We start from the raw sequence: 14,748 nt of genomic DNA, 5'->3' as shown, positions 1-14,748 counted from the left end.
ACATGGATAGAAAACTTAAATTAATATGGGATTTTAAAGGTCCTGATGCTGAACGCACCGCAGCACATCACTTGATTCACCTAGACGAATTCATTGAACGTGACAACATCGCATCGCTAGGAACCGGAACACAGCAAATCAGTGATAATCACCATATCGCGTTTATGGGCATAGATGAAATTGCCATGCCACCGGTAAGAGATGCTTTAAAACCTCATCGAGGACAATTGTGGTTAGAGGATTAAAGTGATTTTTTGAATCACGCTTTCGCGAAAGCATACTATTTCACTATCTTGCTTAAAAAGAAATACTTATGAGAACTTTCATATCCATTTTACTTGTCTCTTTTCTACTAAGTTGCTCTAGCAGTAATACCAGTAGTTTAACGAGCGCTAGTGATAATAAAGTAGCGCTACTTAAAGTTGATTATTTAACTAACACCTTTGAAGGCGGAACAGTTCTCGACTTCCCTGTTCATAGTTCCTTTACTCTTGCTACTGAATATCAGGCACCAGGCGATTTTGGCGGTGTGCAAGTATATTATGCAGGTTTAAATGAGATGATATTTGATGGTAGTATAGTCTGGGCAGGATTAGGAGAACGTAGTTTTCCTCAAAACCTAGATTCTCCTGCAGATTTTCAATTAACCACAACACCAGCTCCACAACCTAGTGACTATTATATGGAAGTCGTTAATTATGACCAAACGGCATTTTATCCTCACGTGATTGACTATGTCGCCTTATGGGGCGCTGTAAAAGATCTCGATGTGGTCGCAAAATTTCGTGCCAATAATCCTGGAGAATATGTTCATTTATTACTTTACACACCTAGTGTAGGAATAGGCGATCCAGCAGAATGGGACTGGTATGTAATGGTGAAAAATTAATACAGCGTTAGTATCATTTAACCATTATAAAATTTCTTGAGTTAATTTTTATTATTCTCATTCACTCATGCGCAATACCCATTGTCCTACGGACATTTCCCTCAAGGGAAAACTTAAACTTTGTGAATTCAAAATAGAATAATATAAAAGAAAAAGAATCGTCTTCCCTTGAAAAAAGATAAGAGTTGGGTGTTTACGATGTTAGACCTGAAAAAGAGATCAGTAGTATTGTGAAATTAAAAGTAAAAATCAAACTATAGTCTCTAATACTTAAAAGCCTCAAAAACTTTTACAAATGTGCTATTTATGCTTAACTTTAAGTATAAATTAAAAGCCATGGAAACTAATCATATTGACTGGAGTAAAAATGAATTCCAGACCTACCTGCTACTGTACTGCGCAAATGCAGATCTCACTCAAAGCGCCGAAGAACTCGATTTCATAAAAGATCGCGTGAATAAATCTGACTTTAAGTTGATATCTAAAGTATTCAATAACGACACTGATTACCAAAGCCTTACAAGAATTGAAGAATATGTAAAAGCACATAACTATTCTCATGATGACTTGAAACCTGTTTTTCAAGAAATTAAAAAGCTTTTTAAGATTGATGGTGACTTTGACCAAATGGAAAAGCATTTATTAAGAATGCTTAAATCCATTCTAGATTAATGAGCGCAGCACTTTTTAAATCCATTTTAAAAGATTCTCAAATTTTAAGTGATAATGATCTCAAGGATCGCTATCATCATATATGGCACATGGATGAGCCGTTAAATGCGCTATGCGTTTTATTACCATCAAGCACTCAAGAAGTAAGTGCTATCATGAAAATATGCCATGAACATCATTTACCTGTTGTCGTACATGGTGGACTTACTAACTTAGTAGGCAGCACTGAAACTCATGGAAATGAAATAGTGATCTCCACAGAACGATTGAACATCATTGAAGAAATCGACACGGCCAGTCGTGCCATGACTGTTCAAGCTGGAGTCATTCTTGAAAACATACATGATGCTGCAGCAGCTCAGAATTTATTGTTTCCGCTCAATTTTGGAGCGCGCGGTAGTGCACAAATCGGTGGTGTGATTTCTACAAATGCTGGTGGATTACGTGTTCTCAAATATGGCATGACCAGACAATTAATTCTGGGACTAGAAGCTGTTCTAGCAGATGGAACAATTATCTCTTCCATGAAAAAAATCATCAAAGACAACAGTGCTTATGATGTAAAACAGCTCTTTATAGGATCTGAAGGAACGCTGGGAATAGTCACCCGAGCAATTCTCAAATTAGAAGAAGCACCTAATAGTAGAAACGCAGCTTATGTAGGATTTGATTCTTATGATCAAGTAGTTTCTTTTCTCAAGTATATGGACAGCAATCTTGCTGGAAAACTGAGCGGCTTTGAATTAATATGGCGCAATAGTTATGAGCAAATGACAAGCGTGAGCGATGCCGTACGACCACCATTACCCTATGATTATAAATACTATGTTCTGGTAGAAGCTCTGGGAAGTCATGTGCAAAACGATCATGCAGAGTTTCAAACCTTACTAGAAAATGCTTTAGAAAACGAACAAATTCTCGATGCGGTCATGGCACAATCTTCGAGTGATGTGGTATGGTTTTTCAGGATTAGAGAAGATGTAAATAATCTCGTAGATTTTATGAAGCACGATCAGCATTTTGATATTAGTTTACCTATTCCATTGATAGGAGATTATATAGCAAAACGCTATGAATCACTGGCTCAAATAAATGGTGTGGAACAGGTGTATGCTTTTGGCCACGTAGCAGATGGGAACATTCATTTTATGATCGGAAAATCAAATCTGAGTACGGACTTAAAGAAAGAGATCGACCACTGCATTTATGATGGACTCCAAGCTATAGGCGGATCAGTAAGTGCTGAGCATGGCATAGGAACTCATAAGAAAGCCTATCTAGAACTATGTCGTACACCAGAGGAAATAGCATTAATGAAGACATTAAAAGCGACCATGGATCCTAATGGTTTGCTCAATCCTGGGAAGATTTTTGATTGAAAGAGTAATTAAAAGCTTTGGTATCAATCTTGATGTTGTTTTGAAAACGATGTTATGAAATATATTATAGCTTCACTTACATTAATCATAGGTTGTATTGCTGCATTATTATTCAGCGAGAAATTTGGAGTTAAGGAAATATTGCTTTTACCAAATGGAGTGATAAGTATAGAGAAATCTGAAGATCCAAATACCTCTCATCATACAGAAAATGAAAGAATCGAAATAAACGTTCTAGAATTTTATAATTACGGTGAGATTATTGAAACTTACCAAAAAGAGCTTTGTAATGGTAAACAACCTCTACTAATGGTAATGGAAAACAATAATAAGTTTCTTATACAGCCTACACTTCAATCTTGTGAACCTATTCCTTACTGTGGTCGAGGCAAGAGAAAAATAACAATTGGCGATTTTTACATTTACAACAGTGTTAATTCTGAAGATTACGAATTGAATACTGATAACTTAGAAAAAGTATTCAAAGAACAATATGAAGATGATTTGACCTCATTATCAAGTAGAAATACTCCTTTGAGTTCTGTTGTAGAAGTTCATCTTCATGAAAGCACTAAAGCAAAAACTGTAAATAGGATACTTTTAAACTCTTTGAGAGCTCATTTTAAGACAAACAAAGACCTAAATAGTAATCACAGATATAGTCTAGAATTGAATCCATTTATCATATTAATTCCACCACCTCAACCTCAATTACAGCCATAAAAAAAGGCTGCCATTACTGACAACCTTTTATAAAACATCATATTATAATTACTCTTTAATCACTTGCAAACTTTGTGTATCATTTGCAGTATTTAAAGTTAGAATGTACATACCGCTCGCTAAACTTTGATTTGAGATAGAAAGCGAGTTTGCGTTAGGTTGAAACTCCATCAACTTCTTACCAGCTAGTGTATAAAGTATCGCTTGAGTTATAGGGCGATTTTCTGTTCTTACATTCCATACATCACTACTAGGATTAGGGAATACAGTAAATGGATTGAGTGCAGTATCATCGTTTGATAATGGAGACATCGTAGAGAAATAAATATTATCAATATAAATCTTACTAATTCCTGTAGGTAAACTAGAGATAATCATTTGATTAATATCGCTGAAACTCGTCATTCCTGCCGCTGTAAAGTCTGCCAGAGGAATGCTGATTGTTTCCCACTGGTTTAATGCTGGAGTGAATAGTAATTCTGCCTCTGTATCTGCATTTGCGCCTTGGTAACCATCACCACCAAAATCAACTAGCTTCACTCTAAACGTCGTGCTGTTTGCATTCCATACATCCATGTTTAAATAAAGCATATTTGCAGCCGTAGCGTCTATAGAACTAGCGACAGTTTCAATCCCATTAAAATCTAGATTCTCGTACTTCTTAGTAGGATTACCTGCAACCATTACTTCACTATACGTTGCAGAACTCCACGCTGTATTCCAAGTATCAACAGGCACATCGTTATAAACACCGCTGAACATAGAAATAACTTGAGACTGAGGTAACGTAGGATCTGGTGCAGCAACCATAGGATCATTTCCACTACTAGCTTGAGCACCAAATGTAATGTTGTCAAAATACACAACGTTATCCTGTGCACGCGCATTATCGTAGTCTGGGAAGATAGCGATTCCATCAATATTTGTAGAGGAAGGTTCTCCTATTTTACTTGAAAAATCAAAGGTTAATTCTTCCCACTGATTGATCAACGTATTTGCAACAAGCAGTTCACCAGTAGATGCTGCTGCTGCTTCAAACTTAATCCCTACATTACTTATTACCGTTTTATATACCATGATTTTCACAGTGCTATTTGAAGCGTTTAAAGTAAATGGCGCAATATTATTAGTAACGCAACCGGTATAGAAAGTATTTGTTTGCTGGGCTGTAAAAACAGTTGCAGTGCTAGAAGTATTAATTCCAGAGGTATCTGGATTTGCCACAAACTGTAGTGGTTGCGCACCCATTTCAAAAACATTCCATGTCCATGAAGCACCGTTTCCAGCAGGTTCAAAATCGATAGGATTTGTTTGAGCCATCGCGGTGATCGCCATAAACATCATTAAAAAGTTAAACGTTTTCATAGTTTTAAGTTTTGTGGTTATTGTGAATACGCTTTCGCGAAAGCGTGATTAAAAAAAACACTGGTAAGAATTAAATCCTACCAGTGTCTATAGAATAATTCAAGGGGAAATTATTACTACTTAATAAGCTTGAAAGTTTGGGTTCCTGTTGCACTTGAAACAACTGCAAGATAAATACCAGCCGTTAAGTCTGAGTTATCGATACGCACATCATTACCAGATACTTGAAGATTTAAAACTTCCTGACCTAGTGTAGAGAATAACTGAACGCTTTCAATAGTTGCGCCTGCAGAATTAATATTCCAGTAATTATTCTCAGAAGGATTAGGATAAACAGTAATTGCTGCTTTATTAACATCGTTATTAGTTGCTGTAGAGTTTACAGAGAAATAAACGTTATCGATATAAACCTCAGCTGTTCCTACTGGTTGAGCAGAAATGATATACTGGTTAATGTCTGCAAAATCTGTCATACCAGCTGCTGTAAAGTCACTAAGCGGAATGCTTATAGTTTCCCATGCATTGAATCCTGGATTAAAGCTTAATTCAGCTTCAGTATCACCGTTTGCCCCTTGGAAACCATCACCTTTAAAATCAACTAACTTCACTCTAAATGTAGTAGCGTTTGAAGTCCACACATCTAAATTGAAAAACATCATTCCTGGAGTAGATGCATCGATAGGAGAAGATGTTGTTTCGATTCCATTAAAATCAAGAGCCTTGTATTCTTTAACATCGTCACCAGCAACTTGAATATCTGCAAACGCAGATGAGCTCCAGCTAGTTCTCCATGTGTCCACTGCAACGTCTGTATAAGCGTTTGAGAACATAGAAATCACGTCTGCAGCAGGAGCTGTAGGTGTAGGCGCTGCTACTTGTGGTGTAGGTAATCCACCTACTGGTCCACCATCTGCAGCTCCAGCGATATCATCTACATAATAAGTATCTGTTGTGAAGACTGCAAAATCTGTAAAGAAAACAATCTTTGAATATTTATCCAGAGCAACTGGAGTGTCTTGAGGACATCCTGCACAGAATGGATATGCATTACCTGCATTTGCAAAGTCAACTGTAATTGTTTGCCATGCTCCATTTACATTTGAAGTAAAAGGAACTTCTACTGCTGGAGAACCATCACTTGAATTTGCTAATTGAAATAATCCTGGCATCACATCAGCATCTGGATTAAAGAACCTAAATGTGATTACTTTGTTTGCACCAGATACATCTACAAAATTTGCAAGGTCTAGTTGTACGTTATCGTACTGTCCTCCACCACCTATGATTTCACCAACCATATTGGAAGTCATTGTAGGTTCTGCGATGATACTGAAAACACTTCCTGCGTCAGTAAAATCATCCAATGGATCTGAAAAATCTAATGGAAAAGTCTGCGCTGTACTGAAAGCTGCAGTAAATAAAAATAAAATAAGGGTAATTTTTTTCATGATATACGGGTTTTAGTAATAATTATTAATTGTAAATTTTTATATAATCGATTTTTAAGTTTTGAGGGAAAATAGCATTATCTACTTCCTCGCCACCAAAGGTTCCTCCTACGGCAGTATTTATGATTAAGTAATAGGGTTTATTAAAAGGCCAAGTTTCTTCATTTTTAATTTCAGGATTGAATTTATATAAACTGTTTCCATCTATAAAAAACTCGATGTAATCCTCAGTCCAAGTCATTTTAAAAACATGATACTCATCAGTTAGATTTTCTACAAGATTCATTTTTGTATTCACACTATTTCCATGACTCGCTGGAGTATGCAAAGTAGTGTGCAATTTCAAGGGATCTTTTCCTGCAAATTCCATCATATCAATCTCTCCACAAGCTGGCCATCCTATGGAATCAATATCATTTCCTAGCAACCACATTGCCGGCCATATTCCTGTCCCTTGAGGCAGTTGTGCTCTTATTTCAACAGTTCCGTATTGAAACTCCACTTTTCCTTTGGTCGTAATCTTACCAGATTGATACATTCCATTATCAAAAGTTGTTTCAATATTTAGATTGCCATTCTTTAAGGCGACACTTTCTTGAGTATAGAATTGCAATTCATTATTTCCCCATCCACAAAGATCAGGACAACCGTTTCCTAGATCATAATTCCAATGTGCGCTATTCAAAATATCTCCATCAAATTCTTCCGCAAAAATCGTCTCATCTTGTGCTTTACAAGAAGTAAATAATAAAAGCGATATGATGAAAAAACTTAGTCTCATTCTATATTACCTAATTCAAACGTGGTCGATAGTTCTGCTTGTGAAGTTCCACCTATCCATATTTTAAAAGTTCCATCTTCCACAATCCATTTCCCATGGTTATCGTAGAAACCTAGTTGACTCTTATCTAAAGTAAACTTCAACGTTTTACTTGCTCCAGCTTCTAGTTCTACAAGCTCAAATCCTTTTAATTCCTTTACCGGTCTTATCACACTTGCAAATTGATCTTGTATATATAATTGTGCAACTTCTTTACCTTTAATGTCACCTGTATTTTTAAGTACCACGGAAACTTCTACTTTGCCACTAGAATTAAAATCATCAGTCACTTTAAGATTTGAATATTCAAAATCTGTATAGCTCAATCCATGACCAAATGCCCATAAAGGATCATTTGAATCATCTTGATAATGTGACCAGAATACAATTCCTGGTGCTGGTAATGATGGTCTTCCAGTACTTTTATGATTATAATAGATAGGTGCTTGACCTACACTTTCAGGAAATGACATAGGTAATTTACCTGAAGGATTATAATCTCCATATAATACTTGAGCAATTGCATGACCGCTTTGAGTTCCTAAATGCCATCCTTCAACAATAGCCGGAATATGCTCAGCAGCCCATGGTAATGCAAGTGGTCTACCGTTATTAAGTACTAATACAATATTTTTATTCACAGCATGAACTTTTTCTAATAATTCTTGCTGTAAACCTGGCAGATCTAATACCGTTCTACTGCGGCCTTCACCGCTTTGAAACGCGTGTTCTCCTAAAACCATAACTACAACGTCTGCTCCTCGAGCGCTGTTAACCGCATCTTTAAAACCAGTTCTATCATTTGTATTAATGACCACTTCTTTGGCAAATACAGTTTCTCCTATCGTCAAGTCTGGACCTTTGGAAAAAGTAAGGTTAGCATCATACTGTTTCATTCCTTCGAGAACACTTACAGCGGTGTTGTCTTTTGCACCTATTCTCCAGCTACCTAACGGACTATTTTTCTCTGCCGCTAGTGCTCCAATTAAGACTACTTTTTGTCCTTCTTTTTTAAGTGGTAATAGTTGATTCTCATTTTTAAGAAGCACGATAGACTTTAATGCCATATCAAGCGCACCATCCATGATTTCCTTACTTCCTGTAACTTCTTTTTCACGTTCTAAGTCACAGTATTTATATGGGTCATCAAATAATCCTAATTCAAATTTTACTTTTAAAATACGTCGAGCAGCTTCATTAATAACAGACTCTTTTACTTTACCTTCTTTAACTAGACCAGCTAATTCATTTACATAGAGATATGATTCCATATCCATGTCAGAACCTGCATTTGCAGCTAATTGAGCAGCGGCTTTACCGTCTTTGGCATATCCATGAGCCACCATTTCTGTAATAGAGCCCCAATCTGAAACTACAAAACCTTCAAATTCCCATTCATCTTTTAACACATCTCTCATTAGAAATTTATCTGCTGTAGCAGGAATTCCATTGAGATCATTAAAGCTGTTCATAAATGATTTCACACCAGCTTGGCTAGCTGCTTTGAATGGTGGAAAAACGGTATTATAAAGAGTTGAAGTTCCAATATCTGAAGTATTATAATCTCTTCCAGCTTGAGCAAAACCATATGCTGCAAAATGCTTTGCACATGCAGCGATTGATTCATAGCTCGTTAAATCATTACCTTGAAATCCTTCAACTCTAGCGATTGCTATTTTACTTCCTAGAAAAGGATCTTCTCCAGCTCCTTCCATCACTCTTCCCCATCGCGCATCTCTAGAGATATCTACCATAGGAGCAAATGTCCAGTTAATTCCTGCTGCAGCTGCTTCTTTTGCAGCGAGTCTAGCAGATTCTTTAATTGCCGCTAAATCCCAACTTGCAGATTCTGCCAGTGGAATAGGACTCATAGTTTCATAACCATGAATTACATCAAAACCTATAATCAACGGTATTCCCAATCTTGATTCTTCTACGGCTACTTTTTGAACCGCAAGAACATCTTTAACTCCACGCACGTTAAGCATAGAACCTACGTATCCTTTTTTAATATGATCAAATTTACGCTCAGCATCTCCACCTTTAGGTGCAGGACCCGTAAAGTCCATGAATCCATTATACTGATTCATTTGACCTATTTTCTCTTCAAGAGTCATTAGGTTCAATACTGAATCTACTCTTTTATCAAGATCAGAAGACTTAGGTGCTTGACTTTCAGAATTACCTACTGCCAGTAACTTAGAATTGTCATTACAGCTCATCACTGACAGGACAATTAAGACCAAAATAGATAATTTAATATGTGTTTTATTAAAATTCATTTTATTGATAAACTCTTATATAATCAACCTCCATAGTACTTTCAACAAATGCAGGATCAATCGTTCCACCTAAAGTTCCTCCCATAGCTACATTCATAATGAAAAAGAAGTCTTTATCAAAAGGAAGAGAAGAGTTATTTGCCACTTGATGAAATTGCTGATCATCAACAAAGAATTTAATATCAGTTGCAGTCCATTCTAATTTATAAACATGGAAATCTGTAGATACTCCAGGAACTGGAAGTGATCCACCATCTGCTGTGCCAGCAAAAGCTCCAGGATGATGTACGGTACCTAAAATATTATCTTGATCTCTACCTACATGCTCCATGATATCCATTTCACCAGCTGCAGGCCATGGATTAGTTAGATAATCTGCGCCAAGTGTCCATAAAGCTGGCCACGTTCCTACACCTGTAGGTAATTTTGCTCTAATTTCAACAGTCCCATATGTGAACTCATAAAGACCTTCAGATTTTATTCTTGCAGAAGTGTAGTTGCTACCGTTAAGGCTTTCAGCTTTGGCAGTGATTTTCAATAAACCATTTTCAACTTTTACATTATCAACACGATCCGTATAAGTTTGTGACTCACCATTTCCCCATCCATTACTTCCAGTACCTAAATCATAAGTCCATTTAGTTGCGTCTGGTGCTCCATCTACATCAAACTCATCTGACCAAACTAAGCTTCCAGTTGGACCACCGCCACCAGTTGCATTAGGATCATCTGTTGAGAAAATGTGATACCAAGCTAGATTTCCATTCATTATGGAACGTACTACTAACCTGTTATCTGAAATCTCTAAAATATCATAAACCGAAGAGTCAATATAATAGCTCATAAATCCATCACCACTAAACTGCATGGTTGTTCCTCTTTTCTCGGTGTCTGGAACTATTGAATCAGATGGTAAAAATGTTACGTTTTTCACACCAGATGTGTCATAAGCATAACAATAATCAAATCCGTTTGCACCGCCGGCAACACCTTCAAATGAAGCATTGAAATAAGTTTCTCCACCATTCAATAACTCATATTCAACATTATTACCATTCATAGTAAAGACCATTTGATCCATATATAAACACATACTTTCTCCAGCTCCATTTTTTTCAAATGGCGAAGCACTGTAGTATGCTGGGAAATTATTTTCTCCAGGATTTGCAATATTGGGATCGTTAGGACCTACACCTAAATGACCAGCTTCAGCAGCTGCCCAATACCAAGTCTTAGTAGTTCCACCGGTCAAAAATTGTTTTGCCTCGGCATCATCAAACGCGCTAAACACTTCAACTAATACCGTTTGAGTAGTTGACGCTCCACCTGTTCCTGTTGCTGTTACTGTAACACTATAAACGTTTGTTCCTTGTTCTACAAACTGATGTGTAATAGTACCATCGTATGCAGAACCTGAGCGCATATCTCCAAAATCATAGGTGAAGTTGATAGCATTTTGAGCCGAAGCTGTAAAATCTACCTTTCCACTTCCATCACCGAAAGGATTTGCCGCGTCCTGACCTTGTACTGTGAAATTAACGACCAGTTCTGTAGGTGCTGTAATGTCACCAAATTTTAAATCATCTTCCTGACATGATAAAATCAACAAGCCTGCAAAGGCTAAGAAAAATATTTTATTAATGAATTTCATAATGCTTTTTTTAATTTGTTAATTCTATTTCATCAAAGTAATAGTCTGCTCCAGTTCCTGCGTTACCAAAGTCAAAGAAGACTACTAAACGCTGGTAATTATTTGCGTTATTAATACCCGTAAAGTCAAAGGTCAATTCTTCCCATACACTTGCCACTGTATTAGTAACATCAACTTCAATATTTATATTAGGATCTGCGAGGTTTTCTAATTTCATTTTCACAACAATACCTGATTGAGGTGACCAAGTCTTCATTTTAATCTTTTGTAATGAAGAAAAATTAATAGGTCCGTCTAACTCAATAAAAGAACCACCCCAAACTTGTGATCCTGAGGACTTATTTAAGTTTCCTACCATCGCAGTAGTGTTTGCACCAGTCGCGTCTGGATTTGCAATAACAGTAGATGTTGCTCCACCAAAGTTTGTAAAATTGTAAGTCAATGCAGCATTATCAAAAGTTAATGGAAGTGCTAGTGCCGGTGCTCCATTTGTAACTTCTAAATCATCAAAATAATAGTCTGCTCCTACTCCAGTGTTACCGAAGTCAAAGAAAACGACTATTCTTTGGTAATCATTGCTAGACATTACTCCTGGAAAGTCAAAAATGAGTTCTTCCCAAGCATTTGCAACGGTAGTCATCACATCAACTTCTATATTAATATTAGGATCTGAAAGGTTTTCAATTTTAAGCTTTACAATTTGACCAGCTTGTGGTGTCCAAACTTTCATTTTAATTTTGTCAAATGTTCCAAAGTCGATAGGGTTATCTAAATCAATAAAGGCTCCTGCAAAGGTTTGTGCATTATTCACTTTTAAAGTGTTTGCAACCATAGGACTAGTATTGATACCACTCATATCTGGATTTGCAATTACGCTGGTAGGTGCTCCACCAAACTCTGTAAATCCATAATTCAATACCGGTGATTCAAAATCAAGTGGTAACTCTAAGGCGACCGCACTCTGATCAGTCAATTCTATATTATCAAAGTAAAAAGTATCTCCATTTCCTGTATTTCCAAAATCATAAAACAGAATGATTTTGTGATATTCCTGAGTTAAATCTGCCGCAGAGAAATCATAAACTAATGTTTCCCAAGCACTAGAAACTAAAGTTGCTGCATCAATTTCTGTATTTATATTAGCATCTGCCGCATTCTCTAATTTCATTTTCACTACTGTTCCTGCTGGAAGTGGTGACCAAGAGTCAATTTTTAATTTTTGGAATGTTGTAAAATCAATTGGATTATCTAATTCAACCACGGTTCCTGCAAAAACTTGAGCTCCGGCAGTTTTGATAGTTTCTGCTACAAAGGCACTTGAGTTCCCGTTTGTGTCTGGATTAGCAACTTTCGCGGAAGCGGCACCACCAAAATCAATGAAGTTATAAGGCAATGTAGCTGATTCAAAATCTACTGGTAATACAAATGGATCTAAAATAGTAACCGTTTGAGTACCTGAAGTGGTCGCTGCTCCACCGCTGAAAGCCGTAACTGTAACGATATAATCTCCCGTATTTGTGTATAAATAACTAGTCTCACCATCTACTGCTAGAGGTTGCGCTGGAAGTGATGGGTCTTCTCCAAAAGTCACTTCAAACATGGTAGCAAAATCTGCGGTTGCTTTTACGATAATTCCTAGATTAGAGGCTGGATCCTGCTGAATGTCAATTACTAGATTCTCTGGTGCTCTAAATGAAACCATTAAATCCTTTACCAGTTCTGAGGTTTTCCCATTAATAGCAGTTGCTACTAAACGGATCGGATAATTGCCCTCAGGATACATGCGCTCTGTGCTTTCTCCAGGAAGTAAATCAATGGACTCGTCAGTACCGTCTGCATAAAACAACTCATAAGAAGCTGCACCAGATGCTGATGGAGTTAATGTTACTAATCCTGAATTATCTTGAGTGATATTAAATGTGATGTCTAATTCTTGAGGTGCGCTTAAATTTTGCACCTGTTCTGTAAGGTCATCTTCAACACAACTTACCATTGTGAAAATAGATATCAATAGAACACTTAAAAAATATAATGTCTTTTTCATGTTGTCTTTATTAGTAATTAGGGTTTTGATCCCATCGGTTACCCGATAAAATGATCTCATCGAGTGGTATAGGGAATACTTCATGTTTACCAGCTACAAATCCATTTATTTCACTGGCAGCTCTACCTGTGCGCACTAGGTCAAAAAAGTGATGTCCTTCACCTACGAATTCTACTCGACGTTCATGATAAATAGCGTCTGTTAATGCAGCACCTGTTGCAGTTACTAATGGCATCATTGCACGCATTCTTACTTCATTAAGATAATCTCTTGCTATGTCGTCACCAAGATTACCTCTATTGTAAGCTTCGGCAGCCATTAGGTACACGTCTGCAAATCTTATAGCTCTATAGTTGTTAGGATTAGTCAAGTTTTGATCACCTGTGTTTAGGTCACCTTGTCTTGCTATATATTTTCTATTGAAATATCCAGTATGCTCAAATCCTGTATTAAAAGTGGCATTGTTTGCAGTTGCCCAAGCATTTATGTCTAAGATAGCGACTGGTAATCTTAAGTCGTTAAGTTCAAATTCATCAACAACATCTTGTGTAGGAACATTAAAACTAAATCCAGAATCAAATACAGGTCCTGTATAATTACGGATTCCATTGAATCCTACAGCAACGTTTCCTTCACTACATTGTAAACAACCGAAGCCAGCTCCTTCTACGTCAGTATATTGAACTTCAAATACAGATTCTATGTTGTTTTCATTATCATTTTCAAATATGGTGCTGTAATCATCTACAAGATCATAAGGTCCCATGGTGATTACGTCATCAAGCACATTTGCTGCATCAGTAAATTTGTCTTGAAATAAATATACTTTACCTAATAGAGCTTGTGCTGCACCTTTAGTCACTCGGCCAGATTCTGTTGTTGTATAATCTAAATTATTTGCTGCAAAAATGAGATCTAACTCGATTTGCATGTAAACTTCACTTTTAGGTGTTCTATTAATTTCAAATTGATCTCCAAAAAGGATTCTCTTATCAACTACTAATGGAACATCTCCAAAAAACTTAACCAATTCAAAGTAGTAGTAAGCTCTTAAAAAACGTGCTTGAGCAAGTACTTGCTGCTTCTCTGGAAAATCAATTTTATCTTGAAACTCAAGAATGTAATTTGCACGATTCACTCCAGAATACATCCAACCCCAAAGATCTTTGAGTTGAGCATTTACCGGAGTGTGCGTCATGTCATCGATTTGCTGAATACCAATCACGTCTGTCGCGCTCTCACCACCAGCGAGTGTATTGTTTGATGCGATTTCACCTAACATCGCATTGATGTATGTGGTTTGCAATAAATCATAAGCACCTATAAGTGCACTCTGGTAATCCTCTGGAGTATTGAAAAAATCCTCTGAGTTTTCATCTCGACTGGCTACGTCTATGTAATCATCTGTACAGCCGTTGAAAACAACTGCGACACTCATGATAAGAAATGTATATATTATTTTTTTCATAATGATG

Annotated in this window: 12 protein-coding genes; 5 read left to right on the top strand and 7 right to left on the bottom strand. The window is 36.8% G+C overall.

Annotated elements, in window-relative coordinates:
• The first annotated feature begins 2 nt into the window (after nt 1-2).
• The 5 genes from ACSHWW_RS05285 (at nt 3) to ACSHWW_RS05265 (ending at nt 3,663) form a co-directional block, all read left to right on the top strand.
• Nucleotides 3-245 carry a hypothetical protein gene (locus tag ACSHWW_RS05285; protein ID WP_435681382.1) on the top strand — a complete coding sequence of 81 codons (243 nt, stop codon included), beginning with the start codon at nt 3-5 and terminating at the stop codon, nt 243-245.
• Between the two features lie 68 nt (nt 246-313).
• The gene (locus ACSHWW_RS05280) at nt 314-889 is read left to right on the top strand and encodes a hypothetical protein (protein ID WP_435681381.1); all 576 of its coding nucleotides are present in this window, start codon (nt 314-316) and stop codon (nt 887-889) included.
• A 336-nt stretch (nt 890-1,225) separates the two neighbouring features.
• Nucleotides 1,226-1,561, top strand: coding sequence for a hypothetical protein (locus ACSHWW_RS05275; protein ID WP_435681380.1), 336 nt, complete (start codon nt 1,226-1,228; stop codon nt 1,559-1,561).
• Nucleotides 1,561-2,940 carry an FAD-binding oxidoreductase gene (locus ACSHWW_RS05270; RefSeq protein WP_435681379.1) on the top strand — a complete coding sequence of 460 codons (1,380 nt, stop codon included), beginning with the start codon at nt 1,561-1,563 and terminating at the stop codon, nt 2,938-2,940. The genes ACSHWW_RS05275 and ACSHWW_RS05270 overlap by 1 nt, the downstream gene beginning before the upstream one ends.
• Before the next feature lie 54 nt (nt 2,941-2,994).
• Complete coding sequence (locus tag ACSHWW_RS05265) at nt 2,995-3,663, top strand: hypothetical protein (RefSeq protein WP_435681378.1); 669 nt, start codon at nt 2,995-2,997, stop codon at nt 3,661-3,663.
• A gap of 48 nt (nt 3,664-3,711) precedes the next feature.
• Here the strand turns inward: ACSHWW_RS05265 and ACSHWW_RS05260 are convergent, their stop codons facing one another.
• The 7 genes from ACSHWW_RS05260 to ACSHWW_RS05230 all read right to left on the bottom strand — a co-directional run bounded on the left by ACSHWW_RS05260 (nt 3,712) and on the right by ACSHWW_RS05230 (nt 14,741).
• On the bottom strand, nt 3,712-5,028 hold the full coding sequence (locus ACSHWW_RS05260) for a T9SS type A sorting domain-containing protein (protein ID WP_435681377.1): 1,317 nt from the start codon (nt 5,026-5,028) through the stop codon (nt 3,712-3,714).
• A gap of 116 nt (nt 5,029-5,144) precedes the next feature.
• Complete coding sequence (locus ACSHWW_RS05255) at nt 5,145-6,476, bottom strand: T9SS type A sorting domain-containing protein (RefSeq protein ID WP_435681376.1); 1,332 nt, start codon at nt 6,474-6,476, stop codon at nt 5,145-5,147.
• A gap of 25 nt (nt 6,477-6,501) precedes the next feature.
• On the bottom strand, nt 6,502-7,257 hold the full coding sequence (locus ACSHWW_RS05250) for a glycoside hydrolase family 16 protein (RefSeq protein WP_435681375.1): 756 nt from the start codon (nt 7,255-7,257) through the stop codon (nt 6,502-6,504).
• The gene (gene bglX, locus ACSHWW_RS05245) at nt 7,254-9,578 is read right to left on the bottom strand and encodes a beta-glucosidase BglX (RefSeq protein WP_435681374.1); all 2,325 of its coding nucleotides are present in this window, start codon (nt 9,576-9,578) and stop codon (nt 7,254-7,256) included. The genes ACSHWW_RS05250 and bglX overlap by 4 nt, the downstream gene beginning before the upstream one ends.
• A 1-nt stretch (nt 9,579) precedes the next feature.
• The gene (locus ACSHWW_RS05240) at nt 9,580-11,229 is read right to left on the bottom strand and encodes a family 16 glycosylhydrolase (protein WP_435681373.1); all 1,650 of its coding nucleotides are present in this window, start codon (nt 11,227-11,229) and stop codon (nt 9,580-9,582) included.
• Between the two features lie 10 nt (nt 11,230-11,239).
• Nucleotides 11,240-13,273, bottom strand: a complete 2,034-nt coding sequence (locus ACSHWW_RS05235) for a hypothetical protein (protein ID WP_435681372.1) — start codon at nt 13,271-13,273, stop codon at nt 11,240-11,242.
• A gap of 10 nt (nt 13,274-13,283) precedes the next feature.
• Complete coding sequence (locus ACSHWW_RS05230; protein ID WP_435681371.1) at nt 13,284-14,741, bottom strand: RagB/SusD family nutrient uptake outer membrane protein; 1,458 nt, start codon at nt 14,739-14,741, stop codon at nt 13,284-13,286.
• Between the last annotated feature and the right edge of the window lie 7 nt (nt 14,742-14,748).

It is taken from the genome of Nonlabens sp., assembly GCF_051251825.1.
In the GTDB taxonomy this organism is placed as follows: domain Bacteria; phylum Bacteroidota; class Bacteroidia; order Flavobacteriales; family Flavobacteriaceae; genus Nonlabens.
The sequence above is the reverse complement of the archived record's forward strand: the minus strand, read 5'-3'. Positions and strand labels throughout refer to the sequence as shown.

Coding starts and splice junctions, on each gene's coding strand:
- ACSHWW_RS05285 (WP_435681382.1), top strand. CDS start 3: ATGGATAGAAAACTTAAATTAATATGGGATTTTAAAGGTCCTGATGCT.
- ACSHWW_RS05280 (WP_435681381.1), top strand. CDS start 314: ATGAGAACTTTCATATCCATTTTACTTGTCTCTTTTCTACTAAGTTGC.
- ACSHWW_RS05275 (WP_435681380.1), top strand. CDS start 1,226: ATGGAAACTAATCATATTGACTGGAGTAAAAATGAATTCCAGACCTAC.
- ACSHWW_RS05270 (WP_435681379.1), top strand. CDS start 1,561: ATGAGCGCAGCACTTTTTAAATCCATTTTAAAAGATTCTCAAATTTTA.
- ACSHWW_RS05265 (WP_435681378.1), top strand. CDS start 2,995: ATGAAATATATTATAGCTTCACTTACATTAATCATAGGTTGTATTGCT.
- ACSHWW_RS05260 (WP_435681377.1), bottom strand. CDS start 5,028: ATGAAAACGTTTAACTTTTTAATGATGTTTATGGCGATCACCGCGATG.
- ACSHWW_RS05255 (WP_435681376.1), bottom strand. CDS start 6,476: ATGAAAAAAATTACCCTTATTTTATTTTTATTTACTGCAGCTTTCAGT.
- ACSHWW_RS05250 (WP_435681375.1), bottom strand. CDS start 7,257: ATGAGACTAAGTTTTTTCATCATATCGCTTTTATTATTTACTTCTTGT.
- bglX (WP_435681374.1), bottom strand. CDS start 9,578: ATGAATTTTAATAAAACACATATTAAATTATCTATTTTGGTCTTAATT.
- ACSHWW_RS05240 (WP_435681373.1), bottom strand. CDS start 11,229: ATGAAATTCATTAATAAAATATTTTTCTTAGCCTTTGCAGGCTTGTTG.
- ACSHWW_RS05235 (WP_435681372.1), bottom strand. CDS start 13,273: ATGAAAAAGACATTATATTTTTTAAGTGTTCTATTGATATCTATTTTC.
- ACSHWW_RS05230 (WP_435681371.1), bottom strand. CDS start 14,741: ATGAAAAAAATAATATATACATTTCTTATCATGAGTGTCGCAGTTGTT.